The sequence below is a fragment of the Desulfomonile tiedjei DSM 6799 genome, assembly GCF_000266945.1.
Classification (GTDB): domain Bacteria; phylum Desulfobacterota; class Desulfomonilia; order Desulfomonilales; family Desulfomonilaceae; genus Desulfomonile; species Desulfomonile tiedjei.
In genome coordinates, this window is sequence record NC_018025.1 from 1,946,670 (window position 1) to 1,965,870 (window position 19,201).

General features: G+C 51.1%; 12 protein-coding genes. 5 read left to right on the plus strand and 7 right to left on the minus strand.

What is annotated here, in order from left to right:
- Window positions 1-8: 8 nt before the first annotated feature.
- Window positions 9-1,556: an adenylate/guanylate cyclase domain-containing protein gene (locus DESTI_RS08160; RefSeq protein ID WP_041286052.1), complete on the minus strand. Its 1,548-nt coding sequence runs from the start codon at window positions 1,554-1,556 to the stop codon at window positions 9-11.
- 25 nt (window positions 1,557-1,581) lie between these two features.
- On the minus strand, window positions 1,582-2,271 hold the full coding sequence (locus DESTI_RS08165) for a SagB/ThcOx family dehydrogenase (RefSeq protein WP_014809492.1): 690 nt from the start codon (window positions 2,269-2,271) through the stop codon (window positions 1,582-1,584).
- Window positions 2,272-2,536: 265 nt separating this feature from the next.
- Between DESTI_RS08165 and rbp the strand changes: the two genes are divergently transcribed.
- Entirely contained in the window at window positions 2,537-2,827 is a 291-nt protein-coding gene (rbp, locus tag DESTI_RS08170) for an RNA-binding regulator (protein WP_052316124.1), read from the plus strand.
- Between the two features lie 504 nt (window positions 2,828-3,331).
- Here rbp and DESTI_RS28595 read toward each other — a convergent pair.
- The 5 genes from DESTI_RS28595 to DESTI_RS08195 all read right to left on the minus strand — a co-directional run bounded on the left by DESTI_RS28595 (window position 3,332) and on the right by DESTI_RS08195 (window position 11,903).
- Window positions 3,332-3,934, minus strand: a complete 603-nt coding sequence (locus DESTI_RS28595) for a pyridoxamine 5'-phosphate oxidase family protein (protein WP_014809494.1) — start codon at window positions 3,932-3,934, stop codon at window positions 3,332-3,334.
- Window positions 3,935-4,198: 264 nt separating this feature from the next.
- Window positions 4,199-5,341, minus strand: coding sequence for an acyl-CoA dehydrogenase family protein (locus tag DESTI_RS08180; protein ID WP_014809495.1), 1,143 nt, complete (start codon window positions 5,339-5,341; stop codon window positions 4,199-4,201).
- A 472-nt stretch (window positions 5,342-5,813) separates the two neighbouring features.
- The gene (locus tag DESTI_RS08185; protein WP_014809496.1) at window positions 5,814-7,019 is read right to left on the minus strand and encodes an acetyl-CoA acetyltransferase; all 1,206 of its coding nucleotides are present in this window, start codon (window positions 7,017-7,019) and stop codon (window positions 5,814-5,816) included.
- A gap of 10 nt (window positions 7,020-7,029) precedes the next feature.
- The gene (locus DESTI_RS08190; RefSeq protein WP_014809497.1) at window positions 7,030-9,756 is read right to left on the minus strand and encodes an SDR family NAD(P)-dependent oxidoreductase; all 2,727 of its coding nucleotides are present in this window, start codon (window positions 9,754-9,756) and stop codon (window positions 7,030-7,032) included.
- 20 nt (window positions 9,757-9,776) lie between these two features.
- Complete coding sequence (locus tag DESTI_RS08195) at window positions 9,777-11,903, minus strand: SDR family oxidoreductase (protein ID WP_014809498.1); 2,127 nt, start codon at window positions 11,901-11,903, stop codon at window positions 9,777-9,779.
- A gap of 1,000 nt (window positions 11,904-12,903) precedes the next feature.
- Here DESTI_RS08195 and DESTI_RS08200 point away from each other — a divergent pair.
- The 4 genes from DESTI_RS08200 (at window position 12,904) to DESTI_RS08215 (ending at window position 19,170) form a co-directional block, all read left to right on the plus strand.
- Window positions 12,904-14,313, plus strand: coding sequence for a cobyrinic acid a,c-diamide synthase CobB (locus tag DESTI_RS08200; protein WP_014809499.1), 1,410 nt, complete (start codon window positions 12,904-12,906; stop codon window positions 14,311-14,313).
- Between the two features lie 468 nt (window positions 14,314-14,781).
- A complete protein-coding gene (gene yoaA / locus DESTI_RS08205; protein ID WP_014809500.1) occupies window positions 14,782-16,713 on the plus strand; it encodes a DNA repair helicase YoaA in 1,932 nt (643 codons plus the stop codon).
- A gap of 438 nt (window positions 16,714-17,151) precedes the next feature.
- On the plus strand, window positions 17,152-18,393 hold the full coding sequence (locus DESTI_RS08210) for an MlaE family lipid ABC transporter permease subunit (protein WP_014809502.1): 1,242 nt from the start codon (window positions 17,152-17,154) through the stop codon (window positions 18,391-18,393).
- Window positions 18,394-18,411: 18 nt separating this feature from the next.
- Window positions 18,412-19,170 carry an ABC transporter ATP-binding protein gene (locus DESTI_RS08215; RefSeq protein WP_014809503.1) on the plus strand — a complete coding sequence of 253 codons (759 nt, stop codon included), beginning with the start codon at window positions 18,412-18,414 and terminating at the stop codon, window positions 19,168-19,170.
- The last annotated feature ends 31 nt before the right edge of the window (window positions 19,171-19,201 follow it).

The following is a 19,201-nucleotide window of genomic DNA, read 5'->3' on the forward strand; positions in this document are numbered from 1 at the left end:
AGAGTTGATCAGTCTATCAAACGGAAAATTTGTACACTTTTCTTTTTGCCCTTTACCTGTGCATTGAACGGTGCAGAAAGCGTACGTGATAGTGTCAGTGAATCGCGGGTATCTTTGCTTATAAGGATATCGGCGTCTAACTCTTTTGTAAGTCCTTGTATTCTCGATGCGAGGTTCACTGTATCACCGACGAGAGCATACGATATCTTGTACCGGCTGCCGACGATCCCCGCGAGGGCAGGTCCGGTATGAATTCCAATCCCGTGGTGGAGGGGGTCTTGTCCCTGCTCTAAGCGCCGCTGATTCAGAGCCGCAAGTCGGGCGCGCATTTCAAGTGCCGCAGCTACAGCCTTGTCCGCGTGGGCAGGATCGTCCAAAGGTGCTCCAAAAACCGCCTCGACCTCATCTCCCACATACTGGAGGACGATTCCCCCATGCTGCACGACTGCAGCGCTCATCTCCTCGAAATAGTTGTTTATTGAATCAAGCACCTGCTCGGGGGAGAAACGCTCCGCCATGGTGGTGAAATCCCGAAGATCGGAAAACAGAAGCGTAACCTGACGAATCTCGCCGCCTGCAAAACTCTTGCGGGAAAGGACTTCTCTACTTATTTCAGGACTCGTGAACAGATTGAACACTTCTCGTATCCGCTCGCGTTCTTTCAGCTCTCTGGCCATTTCGTTTACCCGATCGCCCATGTGGCCTATTTCATCATTGCTCATGACCTGCACGCGCGCGTCGTAGTCGCCTGCGGATATGGTTTCTGCAGCCTTCATAATTTCCCAGGCAGGAGCGGAAATATTCCGGGAGAAAAGCAAAACCAACCATAAACCGTACAAAGCTGCAAACGCGAAAAGAATCACTGAAAATACGCCAAGGTGAGGCAGCACGACATTCGGATCGGCATACCGGGCATTTGCATTTATCATCAATGCCGTCTGGAACATCGGAATGAAGCAAATTGCGAAGTACATAATGAGAAGTTTATGGCGGATGGTCAGTTTAAAGGTTTTCCTTTGATCCTTCACTTTTCCTTCCGGAAACAGCTTGGGAATCACCGCGATGCGACAAGCCTGTTCCAGCAGCACGAGAGCCAGTAACGTTATCATTACCGCATTGCTGAAATTGTAAACGATCGCAACGCCAAGATTGAAGGCGGAATCCGGGCTCCGTAGCTTGAAAAACACCGGAAACGCCACTGAGGGAACGATCCAGGCCGCGAGATTCATGAATGCTGCATAAAAAGGAATATTTACGGCACGTCGACGGGCGTTCTCCAGAGCGGTTTCTGGAAGTTCTCTTCCTTGTTTCAGTGCTTTGAGCGCAGAATTGACTGGAGCCGCCAAAACCAGCAGAACGGCTACCGCTGCCGGTACGAGAACCGCCAAAAGCGCCAGATTGGCTCCCCGGTCCAATGCGGCCATGCGATGCCATTCTTCTTGCGGGTACGCACTTCCCAGGAGCACCTGGACAAGAAAGAAGCCCGCGAGGTTACTTCCGATGTTAATGACCAACACTGTCCAGGAGAATGGAATTGCGGGAAGGAATCGATTCATGAGCAAGACTTCATACATGCACTCACTAATTGCCCACCGGAAGCAGAAGGAGGGGGACCATTCCGGCCGGCAGTTTCAGTACTGCTGCAACCTGATTGTCCTGGAATGCGCCTACACTGGCTGCTTTCAGTCCCAGGGATTCCGCCTGAAGATAGACATTCTGGTTTGCAGCGCCGGCTTCCATGAAGACATACTGCATGCCTCGACCGCCGTACTTTCCAGTCATCCGTTCAAATACCGCGGCAATGACGATTATCGCCGGAGCTCGTGCAATCCACACCTGAGACAAAGCTGCATGTGCAAGTAAGTTACGCTGGTCGCCAGGGACGATTTGCCGGAGCGTGTTGTCTGCCGGATTATAGCGATACACGCCTGCGGGCACTCCTTCCACGGTATTCTGGCCTGCAACGAGAAACGCTTCCAACGCGTTCAATCCACCTGCGGAAGGAAACACCTTGGTAGTTGCACTGGTAACAGCATCGGCAGGTAAGTTGCCGTTTGCAGACCACAGCAATTGTGACACGTTTGCGAGACTAAGCGTGGATCCGGTGAAATTACGCGATGACTTCTTGTGTAAAATAGCGGCTTCCAGGGGTTTGTTTCCCGTAAGCGCAGGCTTCGGGAGTTTTATATCTGTAGTCTGAGCTTCCGCTGTCGTCATAAAAGTCACGCATAGAATTCCGCACCAAACCATAAGCCGAGGCAAGTATCTCATGAGAACTCCTGTTCAGTTTCCAGAGCTATACCCTATAGAAGGTATAAAGTTCAACTGTTTCGCATCCGGTCACAACAGCCCTGTAAAAACGGCTTTGGCATTCCAAAAATCCTTTACAAGGTCGCAAATTGAAGTTACAAGATAAGATAGGTGAAATTCTGTGCGTTCGTAAATATTAAAACTAATTTTGTTTTTGAGAATGGTTCCCCCGATTCTTACATTACTGCTTTTTTCTTCCATGAATGGACGCGTTTGTTGCATTCCCGTGGAATATCCTCGAAAGGAGAGTCCAAGTGACAGGAATCAATTTTATGTCGGCAACATATCATTCAAAACCGAAGATGAGCAGCTCAGAGATCTTTTTGAAACGTACGGACAGGTTGATGCTGCAAAAGTGATCATCGATCGCGCAACGGGTCGATCGCGAGGTTTTGGATTTGTTGAGATGCCCGATCGTGATGCGGGTTTGAGAGCAATCGAAGATTTGGATTCAAAAGATTTCATGGGTCGAAGTCTCAGAGTGAACGAAGCGAGGCCGCGTAAGGGTCATTTCTAGGCCAAAGCAGTCTTCTCACAGACAGACACAATATTGAACCCGATAAATTACGAGCTCTCGGGGTGTCGCTCGATTCGAGCCAAAAATTCTGACGCTTGTCCCGCGCCCGAGTACAAGGTCTTGGTGGGGACTGGTGTCTCGAGACCGTCTCAAAATTCACGAATGCACAAAAATAGTGCCACGATTCATCATCCTTGTAGGGGCAGGTCTCGTGCCTGCCCTCCCGCAATGACCGGCACGGAGGCCGGTCACTACCGGGCACCCACGAGGGGCGCCCCTACAATTAGACCGTGAAGATAATGACAATTTCGTGCCACGATCTGGGGTAAATTTCGACTTCTGAGACAGTCTCTCTCTGCCGGTCCATCCTATCGATATCATTGATTAATGGAAGATGTGCCGACACGGAGGCCGGCACCCACCAATGTTCTTAAATCTTCAATCGGACGTTAATTTCGGTAATTGCCATGTACTTCAGCAAGCAAGATTGAGGAGCCTTGAAATCTAATCCATATCGTTCGGATCGAACCCCATTGCTTTGACAGCCTCGGAATCGCCGGGCCAGTTGCGATTTTTCAGATATCGCGCCAGTGCGAATCGTTCTTCTGGAGCCTTATTTTGGGCCAGGTCGCTCTTCGCAGAGATGCAAGTCGGAGTGATTTCAACTACTTCACAGGCCTTAAAGGCTGGCATTTCCTGATTTACGAGCTCGTGATCCGAGCAGTTCTCATGTTTGGCGACCAGGTCGTTCAAGGCCGCCACCTTCAAGGAGCCATCCGGAACGATACGCGATTGGCCTCGAATAATGACGCAATGATACAATTGGTGCACCTTACAGATACGACGGTCCGGATCTGTGCCTGCATCAAGATAGGCCAACGGAATATCAACCTCGAAGCAGACCTTGGGATCTCGTGCCATATTGTCCAGTTTTTCACCCTTCTTGGCGCAATGAAAATAGATCTTCTCCTGGTGATACACGAAATTTACCGGCGTAATGTAGGGATAACCGTCCGCTCCATTGGTGGCCAATCGACCTACATTCGTTGAAGCGAGAATCCGTTCGATCTGCTGATGGTCGGTTATTTCACAATGCTTTCGCCGCACCTGCCAACACCTCCTTATACCGATCGCAATCAAAGAGGAAAATTCGGGGAAACCCTTCTTGTAAGAAGTGTTTCCCCGAGCCCCATCCCAAGAACTTCTAGTATTCGTCTGAGTTGTTGTTTTTCTATAGAAAAAACAACAACTCAGACAAGTGTTAAAAGTCTTTTGGAAGGGTTTGGGGAACTTTTTTACAGAAGAAGGTTCCCCAAATCTTACTGCTTTGAAAGCGCACTGGTATTAGGAATTTTCGACTTTCGTCCAATCCTAAAGTCCCATGAATTTTGCGGCTATGGTTTTCATGATTTCGTTCGTACCTGCGAAAATTTGCATGACACGGATGTCTCTCCACGCTCGGGCTATGGCGTATTCTTCGCAATAACCATATCCGCCGTGAAGCTGTAAGCAGGTATCGGCAACTCTGGTTGCCATTTCCGTTGTCCAGTATTTGGCCATGGAGACTTCCACGACAATGTTCTTGCCTTCCATGTGATCCACAATGAGCTTGTCTACAAAGGTGCGAGCCATTTTTGTGTCTGCGGCCATTTCAACGATCTTGAATTGTGTGTTCTGAAACTTGGAAATCGGTTTTCCGAAAGCCTGTCTCTCCTGACAATATTTTATCGTCATCTCGAGCATGTGTTCTGCCGCGGGCACGGCAGAAATACACACCATGAGACGTTCCTGTTGCAGCTTATTCATGAGCATGAGAAAGCCCGATCCCTTTTCGCCTAAACGGTTCTTCTTGGGAACGCGGCAATCATTGAAAAAGAGTTCTGCGGTATCCTGGCTGTGCCAGCCTATTTTCTTCAGATTTCGTCCCTTCTCGAATCCGGGAGTGGACGCTTCAACTACATACAGGTCAATCGCAGCATAGGGATTGGTTTCTTTGGGATCTCGTACCGCCAGAACTACGATGTCGCAGTTGATACCGTTACTGATAAAAGTCTTCTGACCGTTCACGATCACGTGATCGCCGTCTTCGACAGCCGTGGTCCTTATGGAAGCCAGATCGCTGCCGGTGTTGGGTTCGGTCATGGCTATTGCAGAAACCGCATCACCGGAAACACAGGGAGGCAGATATTGTCTCTTCAGTTCCTCGGAGCCGAATGACAATATGTAAGGAACAACAACGTCACTGTGCAACGGCGCAGCCAGACCGGTGTGCCCGGTACGAACCAGTTCTTCCGAGAGGATGACGCTGTACAGGAAGTCAGCGCCGAAACCTCCGTATTCTTCCGGCACGTTCATACAGAGGAAGCCCTGATCCCCCATTTTCTTCCAGACGCTTTTCGGCACGATTCCGGCTTCTTCCCATTGGTCAACGTAGGGAACAACTTCTTTTTCCAGGAATTTGCGGAGAGATTGCCGGAAAATGTTGTGTTCTTCAGTGTACTTGATTATCTCCATGAGGCCCTCTTGATGAGAATCGCGTTTCGAAGCAGAGACGTATGACGCAGTGAATGAAATGAACCACATCGTTTGCGAACCGGCAATTGATCCGATCGATACGGATTCGCATTCAAGGCATTTATAGCAGATGACATAATTTCTGACCTTTTGAACACATTGTGCCTTAAATGAACGGTAGGGGCCGGCGTCCCTGCCGGCCCGAACTGGTTGATTTGTATTTGAAAAATGTGCCGGCACGGAGGCACGGCACCTACCAATTGCCGAGAAGTGCTTTTCGCAATTGGGCACTGTTTTATGCACTTGCTCTAATATCCGGGAACTTTTGTTACAAACGGATTGTGCCCGTAGCTCAGCTAATTTCCTAGCTTTGCCAACATTCTCACCCACATTAGCGCTAATTGCTGAGAAAAAGAAACAATCCATTTACAGGAAAGGTTCCCGGATATTAACGCCTTGAATGCGAATCCGTCTAATACTTCCCAATAATTCCAATGCTACAGACGTTCATGAAAGGAACGCCGCCCAGATTGTGGGTGAGCCCGTACCTGGGGTTCGGAATTTGCCGTGCTCCGGCCCTGCCGTGAAGCTGGAGATACATTTCGTAGAGCATTCGCAATCCCGATGCTCCGATGGGATGACCGAAGCACTTCAGGCCTCCATCTACCTGACAGGGAACTCCCTTGCCTTCTCTGTCATAAAAGCCGTCAAGAGAGTCGTATACCGCACGCCCGCGCTCGGAGATATGGAGGTCCTCGTACGTGACCAATTCAGTGATGGAAAAGCAGTCGTGCACCTCCATCATGCTGATTTCTTTGCGGGGGGCTTTTATCCCGGCTTCTTCATAAGCCCGAATGCTGGCCTGAGACGTGGTAATGAAGTGGTCTCCATCCCAGTTGTTATAGCCCATTTCCTCGCCGCTGCTGAGGGCAAGCTGAAGCGCCTTCACGGTCACAAAATCTTTCTTGCCCATTTCCTTTGCTTTTTCCACGGTGGTCACAATGGCGCAGGCTGCTCCGTCACTGACGCCACAACAATCGAAAAGCCCCAGAGGATGCGCAATGATCGGAGCAGACAGGACTTGATCGAGCGTCACCGGTTTTCGAAGATGCGCTTTGGGATTGAGTGCTCCGTTTGCATGACTCTTCACGGAAACATGCCCGATTGCTCTTTTCAAGTCCTGTTCGGGGATCTTGTATTTTGCCGCGTACGCAGTGGCGAGTTGCGCGAAAGCCCCGGGAGCTGTCACGTTCGGCCACCACAGCCAGCTCAGGGAACCCCAGTTGGAGCCCGGATTCGGGAGTCCTCCGTAACCGGTATCTTTGAGTTTCTCCACTCCCATTGCCAGGCACATGTCATACGCACCGGAAGCGACCGCGTACACTGCACCGCGAAATGATTCTGTGCCGCTCGCACAAAAATTCTCGACCCGAGTCACGGGGATAAGGGGAAGTCGAAGGGTCACGGACAGCGGTAAGCCGCTTTTACCCACATTCACTTCTTCGAGGCACGTTCCAAGCCATGCAGCCTGTATGTCCTTGGGCTCGACTCCTGCATCTCCAAGGCATTCGGTGAATGCTTCCACCATGAGCTCTTCGGCTCCCACATCCCAGCGTTCGCCGAATCGGGTGCAACCCATGCCTATAATCGCAACTTTGTCTTTGATTCCTGTTGCCATGTTGGTCCCCTTAGAACTTGAACAGCTTCTCAATGAGCTGCGATTTCATGAGATCACCCTCGATTTTGAGCTTTCCCGAGGTGAAAGCCTGCATCGCGTTCAACTTGCCCGTGATGAGGGCCAGAAAATCTTCATCCGACATGATTATCGAAGTCGTTGGTTTCTCGTGTTTACCCGGGAGCACCGTGCACGCGGCATCCTTGATAATAACGTGCCACTCGCCGCCGCCACTTCCGGTGATGCGATACTGAAACACAACGTCCACGCCCGCGGCTTTGTCCGATCGGAATGCTTCAGGCATGCGCTCGAAGATGCTCTTGACGGTGACGGTTGGTTTTGGAGCCGGGGTCGTGCTCTCAGACTTCGGGTTGAATGCCTCCAGCATCGCACCGAGAGCAACGGTCGCATTGTACGATTCCGCTGCGCCAGTCATGTCGTTAATGGCGTCCCAATTCTGCTGAATCTGTTCCGGGGTAGGGGGGGCGACTCCATCGCCCACGATAGCGCCCGGACCGGTCACCACGGCCGCCCGGTTGTAGCAGCCCATTTCGGCATTGAAAACCATGCCTGTTTCCGAACAGGAATCCGCGCACAGGTACAGTACAAGAGGTGCAACGTACTCCGGCTTCAGTTTTTCGAAAAGATCGGGTGGAAGCACGTCCTCTGTGAGGCGTGTGGCTGCCACGGGAGCTACGGCGTTGATCTTAATGTTGTATTTCTCGCCTTCCAGCTTCAACGTATTCATGAAGCCCGCGAGTCCCATCTTTGCCGCTGAATAGTTTGTCTGGCCGAAGTTCCCGTACAGTCCTGCAGCAGAAGTCGTCACTATGATGCGGCCGTATCCCTGTTCACGCATTTTCATGAATGCAGGTTTGGTCACATTGAATGCGCCGTCGAGGTGAACGGACCGTATTGCCGCCCATTCCGACGGCTCCATTTTCGCGAGAGTCCGATCTCTTAAGATTCCTGCATTGTTTATAACAATGTCCACGCGACCGAACGCCTCGACAGCCTTTTCGACTATTGCGGCTCCTCCTTCAGGAGTGGCAACGGAATCGTAGCTTGCAACCGCTTCCGCGCCGAGAGCTTTGATCTCTTCCACCACTGTATCCGCTGCTGCCTGCGATCCTCCTGCTCCATCCCGGGAACCGCCCAGATCGTTGACCACCAGCTTAGCCCCGCGCTTCGCAAGTTCCAGAGCATAAATACGGCCCAGACCCGCACCTGCACCGGTTACGATTGCCACCTGGCCGTCGAAGCGGATTTCATCCGATTTCGGCTCTTCCTGAATCGGCAGAGGAACTGCTTTCCAGAAATAGCCGCTGAATCCGCGTTCCGTATCGGTGTAGCGCTTTCTGAAAGCCAGTTTCACCGGCTGCCCCACTCGGACGTCAGAAAGCTCGCAATCCGTAAAGTCAGCCATGAACCTGCCACCGCCATCGAATTGCACCATGCCGTAGATTGCAGGCGGGTCCAGGGACACTGCCAGAAGATCGCCGGTAAAACTCTTCACCGTTGCGGGTGAATCGGCAAATTCATACTCCACTTGGGTACCGGTCTTTCGGCAATCGGGATTCACGCAAATATCCATTTTCGGAAATTGGGGGGTGCCGCATTCAGTGCATTTGCCACCCACCATGCCAAGGAGCATTTTCCGGTTTCGCCAAAGAACCGTCATTGCGGTCTGAGTCGGCATTTCCGCGCGAATTCCCATTTCCGTTTGGATGAGATCGCGAAATCTAAGGAACTTGGCATAATTATCCGTGGTTTTCTTGTTCGCCAGAGAGCCGCCGATGCCGACCCTTTGCGGAAGATTGACAATATTTTCCGTTACCTGGAAATAGAGAGCATCGCATCCCTGTCCGAATCCGGCAACGAGTATTCTGTCACCGGGCTTGGCCTGTTCCAGAGTCTGGACGAGCATGACCAGAGGATGGGCGGTTCCGGTTTCACCGCACACATCGTGGAGATTATCCACCAGCTTTTCCGGACCTGCGCCAAGACTTGCTGCTATTTTGCGGTGTTCGGCTTTGAAAAAGCAGGGAAAAACGAATTTATCCACCTGATCCATGGAAATGGAAAGCTTCCCGAACAGACCTTTAACTGCTTCAGGAACAATCCTGGAGTAACCTGCATCCCGAACCCAACGCTCTTCCCACATGTAATCGTATTTGGAACGATCTCCACGGAAGTGATCCACAAAATCGTGAGAGACTGAATAAGACCCTTTGAACTCGGCAATAACGTCAGAGTCCCCCACCAGCAGCGAAGCCGCGCCGTCACCAAACCACATTTCGTAGAAATAAGCCGCTTTGGTTTCTCTCTTATCGGATGCGGTCACCAGGATATTCTTACGGCCTTCCCGCCCGATGGAAGATAGCGCCGCAATTAATCCGGTGGTGCCGGATTTGAGCGACGATGTCAAATCCTGGGTGACTATATCGTCACGAAGATTAAGAGCAGTCTTCAGCATTCCTGCATTGGATCGATCGGCAAAGGGTAGGGAGGTGGAGCAAAGATAGACGCCGTGCACTGCCGATTTATCCAAATCCCGAAGACAATCCTGTGATGCCGACACAGCCATGGTCAAGCTGTCCTCGTCCCAATTGCAGAAGGATCTCTCGCCCTGCGCAACCAGGACGACAGCCGGAGCGAACCAGCCCATGGTTTGGTAGATGCTCATGCGGTTGAGCCTTAGTCTGGGAATGTACCCGCCATATGAAACAATGCCGATCATTTTGGGATCTCCTGTATCGATCAGAACTTGAACAGTTTTTCAATGAGCTGGGACTTCATGAGATCCCCCTGGATCTTCAGCTTCCCCGACGTGTACGCCTGCATTGCATTGAGCTCTTTACCGATAAGCTTGAGAAAATCTTCGGCTGCCATGAGAATTGTCGTTGTTGGAGCAGCATGGACTCCTTGTGCAACCGTGCAGGTTCCATCCTTGACGATTACATGCCATTCCCCACCGTTCGGACCTGAAATCTTGTACTGAAACACCACGTCCAATCCGGCAGCTTTGTCGGCTTGAAAAGCATCTTGGATGCGATCGAACACTCGCGAGACAGTCTGATCGCCACTTTTCGGAGGTGTTTTCAGCACAGGTTTTCCAACAGCGTTCAACATATCTCCCAGAGCAGCAGTGATGCTGTAACATTCGGCAGCGCCTTCGAGTGATGCGATATTCTTGCTGTTGCGAGCGATTTCTTCAGCAGTCGGAATGGTTTGTCCGTCACCGAGGACAACACCGGGTCCGGTTACAATGGCGGCTCGGTTGTAGTACCCCATTCCTGCATTGTAAATCGAGCCGGTGACCGGGCATTGTTCGGAGCACAGAAACATGACCAGCGGAGTGACGAATTCCGGTTTCAGCTTTTCCGAGAGGTCCGGTGGAAGTATGTCTTCGGTCAGTCTTGTCATGGCAATTGGGGCAATTGCGTTGATTTTGATGCCGTTCTTCTCGCCCTCGAGTTTCAGGCTGTTCATAAAACCTACAAGAGCCATTTTGGCCGCGGAATAGTTGGTCTGGCCGAAATTTCCGTACAGTCCCGCTGCCGACGTAGTCACGATTATGCGGCCATAGCCATTCTCTCTCATCTTGATATATGCGGGTCTGGTTACGTTATAGGCTCCGTCGAGGTGAACCGACATGACCGCATCCCATTCCGAAGCTTCCATTTTGGTCAGGCTCTTGTCCCGCAGGATGCCGGCATTGTTAATGAGGATGTCTACCCTTCCGAATGCTTCAACAGCTTTGTCGATTATGGCTTCGCCCCCTTCGGGAGTGGAAACCGAATCGTAGGACGCTACTGCTTCGCCTCCGAGAGCTTTGATTTCTTCCACCACTTTATCCGCAGGAGTACTCGAACCTTGACCTGAGCCATCGCGGGCTCCTCCGAGATCGTTCACCACTACTTTGGCTCCGCGTTTTGCCAATTCCAGGGCGTACAAACGTCCAAGGCCCTGTCCGGCTCCGGTGACAACCGCAACCTGATCGTCGAACCGGATGCCCTGTCGTTTGGAACGCTGTTCAATCTCTTCTGGAGTAAGCCATTCCACGAGTCCCCGATCTATGACGACTTCTCCGGTTTCAGTATTGACGGTCCGAAAGACTGCCCGACCTTCTTCAAGCTTCCAGATTTGCGTCTTGATGGGCACACCCGGGTAAATGGTTTTGGAGAAGCGATTCCGGAATCGCGTCATGCGCTCGGGCTCACCCGGAAAGAGGTGCTTTATGACTGCTCTGCACGCGTATCCATGGGTACACAAGCCGTGCATGATTGGTTTGGTGAAACCGCTGGCTTTGGCAAAATCCGGGTCCACATGAAGCGCGAAGATGTCGCCGGAAAGCCTGTACAGGAGAGGTTGATCCGCAGACGGTAACGCGTGCTCCTCAAAATCCGGTGGACGGTCAGGAAACTCGATGGTTTCTCCCGGCGCGTCATCTCCCCCAAATCCGCCATCGCGACGGCAGAACAGGGTGAATATGTTCGTGAACAGCTTCTGACCGTCGGAATGGAAGGTGTCGGCTTCGGCAACCACAAGAGCGCCCTTTTCGGCACCCTTGTCGTAAATGCCTGTAATTGCGCCCTCTGTGATCAATTTTCCTTTAACCGGTATGGGGTTGTGAAAAATGATATCCTGCTCGCCGTGGAGAATCCCTGCGAGATTAGCTCCGGAACTGAGCCCCACCTCTGCAAGAAAGTCGAAAACCGCGCCGATTGAGAAACTGGGAATGGTTTTGAGCCGATTTTCGTAGCAGTATTCCAGATCCTCGAACCCGGCGCCGACTCCAAGGGCGTACAGGACTACATCCTTCCAGTCGTATTCGCGGGTAACAGGACCAATCTTCTTCCCGACACTGTCCAAATCCAGGGCCATAGAGGTCCTCCATCGTGTAAGTACCGTGTGAGGTCAAACATTGAGAATCGGTGAGGAAACTTTTGTATTCTGAGTCTTGCGTTATTGCCGAATCCACTCGGATCACTAATACTGCCCGTAACCCGTTTTCCTGCAAGAATTTTGGGTTCCGGTACTCCACAAACCTTCTCTGATTGGGTTTGGATCGCAGCGTTAATTTACCAGCATGCTCCCTCTTTTTGCAAAAGGAGAAGATGTATTAGCGCAAAAATAAGGAAAACTCTGCCGATGCGAATCGGACTGTCTTCAGTACCGACCATGCTACAGTAATTGCCGAAATTAATGTCCAGTTGAAGATTCAAGAGTATTGGTGGGCGCCGGCCTCCGTGCCGGCACATCTTCTATATAATCAATGATATCGATAGAATGGACCGGCAGAGAGAAACTGTCTCAAAAGTCGAAATTTATCCCGAATCGTGGCACGAAATTCTCATCATCTTCACGGCCTGATTGTAGGGGCGGACCTCGTGGGTGCCCAGTAGTGACCGGCCTCCGTGCCGGTCATTGCAGGAGGGCAGGCACGAGACCTGCCCCTACAAGGATGATGAATCGTGGCACGATTTTTTGTGGATTCATGACTTTTGAGACACTTTCGAGACGCTGGTCCCCACTAACAGGCGCAGGATAAACGCCAGAACTTTTGACAGTACTATGAATGCCGATCGTCTGACATACGGAAGCAGGGCATTACTTTTCTGAATGCAAAATGGTATCAATACTATAGTCCAATTCCTAATGCGCTGGATGCGGACAATCGTTTGCTCCTGAGATAACGGCCTGTGTGGCCATTCTTAAGCACGTAACGATATCAGTTGCATTCAAGAGGAAGGAAAGACAGGAGTAGGTACGGTGAATCGTTCGGCCATCTTTCGGCGGACATGGGGACTTTGCTTTGCGCATCGCGTCTCTCGTTCGCTGTTTCTGACGAAACACTCCTACTTCTTAAATAGTGCAGAGAAATATGAGCTCATCGAAGATCACGAATCTCCCCAGGGTAGTGGTTGCAGCCCTCAAGGGAGGCGCAGGAAAGACGTTCCTCACAGTAGGGCTGGTTGCTGCACTGAGGAAACGCGGTCTGAATGTCGGTGTCTTTAAGAAAGGACCCGATTATATAGACGCTGGATGGTTGGGTATGGCTGCAGGGAGAGATTGTTACAATCTCGATGCGTTCCTGTTCCCGGAGGAAATTGCCCGGGAAAGCTTTTTACGAAAATCCGCAGGCAGTGACGTTTCCATTGTTGAGGGGAATCGAGGACTCTTTGACGGAGTAGATGCCAAAGGGAGCTACAGCACGGCTGAACTGGCAAAGCTCGTCAATGCGCCTGTGATTCTCATTGTGGACGCTACGAAAATAACGAGGACGGCCGCAGCTATGGTTCTCGGCTGCAAACTGCTGGACCCCGATCTCAGGATAGAAGGAGTCATTCTGAACCGTGTTGCAGGCACACGCCACGAAACCGTACTGAGAGAGGCGATCGAATCTGCTGCTCACGTTCCGGTCCTTGGATCGGTGGCTAAGTTGCCTCTGGAAAACTTTCCTCAACGGCACCTCGGTCTTCTTCCCTTGTACGAGCACCCTCAGGCAGCGGAATTCGTGGATCAAGCTGCAGAAATCGTGGAGCGAGCGGTCGATCTCGAGAAAGTGCTGGCAATTTGTCAGTCCGCGGAGCATCTCGAAATCCCCGACTCTTCGGCTCTCGATCAGGCAGCGGCAGTGGAGAGTAAACCTCTGTTACGAATCGGTATCCTCAAAGATTCGGCATTTCAATTCTACTACCCCGAAAATCTGGAAGCTCTTCGGAATGCCGGCGCTGATCTGATTTTTCTCAGCGCCCTGGTCGAGAAGGACTTACCGGAACTGGATGCGCTCTATATTGGCGGAGGTTTTCCCGAAACTCATGCCGAAGCTCTGGCGCGCAATGACGTGTTCAAGAATTCTCTTCGGTCGGCCGTTGAGAATGGATTACCTGTGTACGCAGAATGTGGCGGGCTCATGTACCTGTCCCGAAATTTACTTATTGATCGGCACTCTTATCCGATGGTAGGAGTCTTCCCCGTGGATTCGGTTTTGGAACGGAATCCCCAGGGGCATGGATATATTCAGGTGGAAGTGCAAGAGGCAAACCCTTTTTACCCTGAAGGAACCGTTCTCAAAGGCCATGAATTTCATTATTCGTACGTGACAGGCCTGGACAGGCCGGGTGCTTCATACGCATTCCGGGTTGTCAGAGGTCATGGAATGGATGGACATCGTGACGGTATCTGCTGCGGAAATGCTCTCGGAACATACGTACACGTCCATGCACTCGGTCAGCCTGAATGGGCCCGATGCATGATCCAAAAAGCCCGCGCGTACCGACAACGGAAATAGCAGTTCATTCCAATGCGCTTTAAAGGAGTAACACTCTGGGAACCTTTTTTGTAAATGGATTATGTCCTTAGTTCAGTCTGAGAGTCAGTTAGAAATTCGGATGTTCCTGGTCCGGCGGATTGGGGCCAATGTGGATCGGGTAGGGGCATCCCTTGTGGGTGCCCGGTAGCGACCGGCCTCCGTGCCGGTCATCCGGGACGGGCAGGCACGAGGAAAGTGTCTCAAAATTCATGAATGGACAAAGAATCGTGCCACGATCCAGGGTAAATTTTGACTTTTGAGACAGTCTCCGAGACCCGAGACCTGCCCCTACGGCGGCTGCGCCAGCAATGCCGAATGACAGTTGATAGAGCCGATGCTTTCGATTCGGAACTGAGCTAACGGCACAATCCATTGTAAAAAGATTTCCCTGATTTTACTTCTTTGATTACGCAGCGGGATGAACTGTATCTGGGGCGAAGGAACGAAATGGAAGTTCGCGCACAAATAGAAGAGATTCTCGGCAGAGACGGGATTCTGGCCCGATCCATGGAAGGCTATGAATTACGAAAACAGCAATTGGACATGGCATATGCTGTCTTCGATGCACTGGAATCCGACGACAGGCTGATTATCGAAGCACCCACAGGTACGGGGAAGACGCTCGCGTACCTTATTGCTGCCGCACTATCCGGAAAGAAGGTGGCAATCTCGACAGGAACCAAGAACCTTCAAGAGCAGCTCTTTTTCAAGGATATACCGTTTGTTCGAGAGAAAATCTTTCCCGATCTGAAAGCCGCGCTCCTCAAAGGTCGCGGCAATTTCGTATGCCATACCCGACTCAAAAAGTTTCTCAGGCAGCCGTATCTTGAAGGCTTTGCCCCGGAGGATTCGTTACAGAAGATTCTCAAGTGGTACAGAGCTACCCGGGATCATGGGGACGGAGACAGGGCGGAAATTGAAAACCTCCCGGATGACGACCCAATCTGGCCGGAGATCTGCTCCACTACCGAAAGTTGTCTCGGTCGCAAATGTGCGGATCGGGACGATTGTTTCGTCGTGAAAATGAAGGCGAAGGCTTATGACGTTCATGTGATGATCGTCAATCATCATCTGCTTACGTCGGATCTTGTCGTGAAGGAGTCCGGATACGCAGAGGTTATCCCGAGGTACGAAGCTCTGATAGTAGATGAAGCCCACGGACTGGAAGATGCAGCCACGCAACACTTCGGGTTTCATATCAGTCTTTTCAGGATCACCCGGCTCATCAAGGACATACGATCCGAACTTCCGCCTGTGGAGGCGGAAAAGTTTGCGAAACCTCTGTCGGAACTCGATGCTCTTGCTCGACAACTCTTTGCCCGATGCGCGGAGCTTTTTCCGTTTCGGTCACGTCTGGGCAGGCTCGGGCCGGAAATCGGCGAGCTAAAAGACAAGATTTGTTTGGGATTGGATTCCATTTCTCAGCGTCTGATGAATCTCCCGGCACCTTCCGACGACCTGAAAAGCTTAGCGCGGCGGACGAAGGCAGTCGGCTCTGAACTCTCCACAGTGCTTGCGGCGGAAGCAAACCAGGAATACGCGTGCTGGGCCGAGCGAAGAGATCGCAGTTTGATCCTCCATGCTTCGCCAATCAACGTGGGAGATCGATTTCAGGAATTGCTATACGACAAAGTGCCGGGAATCGTGTTCACTTCTGCCACACTCTCGTCCGGAGGCACGCTCGATTATTTTAAGTCCAGGTTGGGACTGAAGAGCGATCCGAGTCCCTCGGAGACGATACTCGATTCGCCTTTTGACTATGCCCGCCAGACACTCCTTTATATTCCCCGGTCTATTCCGGAACCCAATTCGCACAATTTTGCAGAAGCAACAGCGAAGCACGTGCACGAGATTCTTGAACGAAGCCGAGGGCGTGCGTTCGTGCTGTTCACCTCATACAAGAATATGGAAGAGGTACACCGGAGAGTGGCGTCCAAGCTTCCGTTCCCTGTGTTGATCCAGGGCGCAAAACCGAAAACGAAGCTACTTGAGGAATTTCGGGAAAAAACAGGTTCCGTGTTGTTCGCAACATCGTCGTTCTGGGAAGGAGTAGATGTTCAAGGAGAAGCTCTTTCCTGTGTCGTGGTAGACCGGCTCCCCTTTGCTCCACCGGACGAACCGATTGTAGCAGCCCGCATGGAGAAGCTCCGGAATGAGGGGACCGAACCGTTCTTTTCTTTTCAGGTGCCCATGGCGGTGATTTCTCTGAAGCAGGGCCTGGGACGGCTCATACGCACCCGTTCGGATAAAGGAGTGCTCTGCATTTTGGACATCCGTATACTAACCAAGCAATATGGCCGTACCTTCAGAAAAAGTCTTCACCAGAGCCCTCTCAGCAGAGAATTGTCGGATTTGGAAGCTTTTTTCGCTGTCCCCTGATTTTGTTTGCAGGAAATTAGTTTTTCGGCCGGTAAGCATCCATTCCTTCGCGAACTTTGCCATAATGGTGAAAGAATAATTCATCTTTGTTATTGCACGTACGGGCCGCACGTGATTGAAGTTATGCAGCCGGTGCTTCATCATAGTAGGAAGTTCCGGGATCTGAGGACGATTACCGACCTCAAATCGCAAGCTTGACAGCAGGTCCATGGCGCTCGACCGGAAGCACAGGAGTGCCTCGCTGCGGCTGCTGAACAAGCGACCATCCGGTAACAGGAAAAGCTTTCAGGTGGAGGCAGGAATCCGATAACACAGGGCAAACGTATCCATTCAGTTATTCGTGGGAAAAATCCCCCCTTCCCCCCTTTACAAAAGGGGGGTAAAGAAGGCACGTGCAATTCCCCCCTTAATAAAGGGGGGTTAGGGGGGATTTAGAAAGTGAGTGGTATTGTATCGCAGGAGAAGATCTTCTTTAATCCCGCGTGGCTGAACGGTTACGGTCAAACACATTCAGATCCTGAGAGCATGGAGTTACTTTTGAAGGAAGACTTCTCAGTTACACGCGAAGAAAAGGCATTCGATCGATTGCATCTGGTTATCTCCGGAAAGATCTGGATGAATAACGCGGACACGGTCCGTCGAACATTGATTGAACAGGTGCGGTCCGAACCATTGAAAAACATTGTCGTGGATCTGAAAAACGTCGAATATTTTGATAGCTCGGGGGCCGCAATTCTGTCGGAATTGAGTCTTCTGTGTAAGGAACTGGGAAACACTCTGAAGCTGAGTAATGTGCCTTCAAGAATCCAGAGTCTTCTGGATTTGATGGAATATCGACCTGTAGAATCTGAAGGAATTCTGTATCCTCCAAAAGAACCTAACATCATTGAACAATTTGGAGAGGGTGCACTCGTATTTCTAGAGAATGCACGTAATATCATAACCTTCATCGGCTCTGCCGCTGCTGGTTTTGTGGGGGATATATTAAGACCGAGAAAGCTGCAATGGGATGATTTGTGGAAACTTATCGAACGAAGCGGATCCGACGCCATACCCATTGTGACGATTCTCAGTTTTCTGACTGGTGGAGTCCTCGCTTTTCAGGCAGCGATTCAGTTGCGAAAATTCGGTGCGAACATCTTTGTCGCGGATCTGGTGAGCTTGTCCATCTTTCTTGAAATGGGGCCTCTCATAACCGCAATGATAGTCTCGGGGAGATCGGGCGCGGCATTTGCCGCTCAGATCGGTACGATGCAGGTGACGGAGGAAATCGATGCTTTGAGGATCATGGGCATCGATCCCATCCGGTATCTGGTTGTCCCTCGAATATTGGCTATAGCTTTGATAATGCCTTGTTTGACTTTGATTGCGGACATCGTCGGTATGGCAGGGGGGTGTTTTGTCGCAATCTTGTACCTTGATTTGACTCCCACGGCGTACTTCGATCAAGTTCAGAAGGTGCTTGAGATTTCCGATGTATTGAAAGGACTCACAAAGAGTCTTGCCTATGGCATCGAAATTGCCATGATCGGCTGTCAGCGAGGGTTTCAGGTCCGAGGCGGTGCCGAAAGCGTTGGTAATGCAACTACTTCTGCCGTTGTCACGTGTATCTTTGTGATCACGGTGACTGACGCGGTGTTTTCGGTAATTTTCTACTATCTTCCCTCCATTGGGTCTTGAGAATGAGCAGGGGTAATTTTGGAGCCTAAAGACACACTGATTTCCGTACGGAATCTCACGATGGGATATGGAAACGGAGTGGTGGTCAGAGACGTATCGTTCGATATTTCCGAAGGAGACATCTTTGCTATTCTCGGCCGCTCAGGATGCGGGAAAACCACCTTATTCAAAGCGATAATCGGACTTTTGAATCCCATCGAGGGCGAGGTGATCATCGACGGCGACAGAGTTCTTCCTGTTTTGGAAGGCGGTTCAGACCGGGTATTACGCAAAATAGGAGTCCTGTTCCAGTCGGGCGCTTTGTTCAGTTCCATGACCGTGGCCGAGAACCTGGCCTTTCCTTTGCGGCAATACACGTCACTCCCTGAAGGGCTGATTGAAAAGATAATTACGATGCGGCTTTCCGAAGTCGGACTCGATCATGCGGCACGGATGTTGCCGTCTGAATTGAGCGGGGGAATGCAAAAACGTGCCGCTCTTGCCCGTGCGATGGTTTTGGACCCCAAGATACTTTTTTTTGACGAACCTTCGGCTGGTTTGGACCCCGTGACCAGCGCGGAACTCGACAACATGATTCTCAAGATAAATGAGACGCTGGGTACAACCATCGTTCTTGTAACTCACGAATTACCGAGTATTTTCAAAATAGTGCGGCGTGCCGTGATGCTCGATCCGGAAGAGAAGACCATAATAGCTGACGGAAAGCCGTCAGATCTTCGTAAGTCCGAGGATTCCAGAGTCAGAGATTTTTTCACCCGTTTAGGGTCCGAAGAATAAGATACAGCATAGGCATGGACACCGTTCGCCC

Bases quoted from the DNA above. Each gene is read 5' to 3' on its own strand.
- DESTI_RS08160 (WP_041286052.1), bottom strand. From the start codon at position 1,556: ATGAATCGATTCCTTCCCGCAATTCCATTCTCCTGGACAGTGTTGGTC.
- DESTI_RS08165 (WP_014809492.1), bottom strand. From the start codon at position 2,271: ATGAGATACTTGCCTCGGCTTATGGTTTGGTGCGGAATTCTATGCGTG.
- DESTI_RS08180 (WP_014809495.1), bottom strand. From the start codon at position 5,341: ATGGAGATAATCAAGTACACTGAAGAACACAACATTTTCCGGCAATCT.
- DESTI_RS08185 (WP_014809496.1), bottom strand. From the start codon at position 7,019: ATGGCAACAGGAATCAAAGACAAAGTTGCGATTATAGGCATGGGTTGC.
- DESTI_RS08190 (WP_014809497.1), bottom strand. From the start codon at position 9,756: ATGATCGGCATTGTTTCATATGGCGGGTACATTCCCAGACTAAGGCTC.
- DESTI_RS08195 (WP_014809498.1), bottom strand. From the start codon at position 11,903: ATGGCCCTGGATTTGGACAGTGTCGGGAAGAAGATTGGTCCTGTTACC.
- DESTI_RS08200 (WP_014809499.1), top strand. From the start codon at position 12,904: ATGAGCTCATCGAAGATCACGAATCTCCCCAGGGTAGTGGTTGCAGCC.
- yoaA (WP_014809500.1), top strand. From the start codon at position 14,782: ATGGAAGTTCGCGCACAAATAGAAGAGATTCTCGGCAGAGACGGGATT.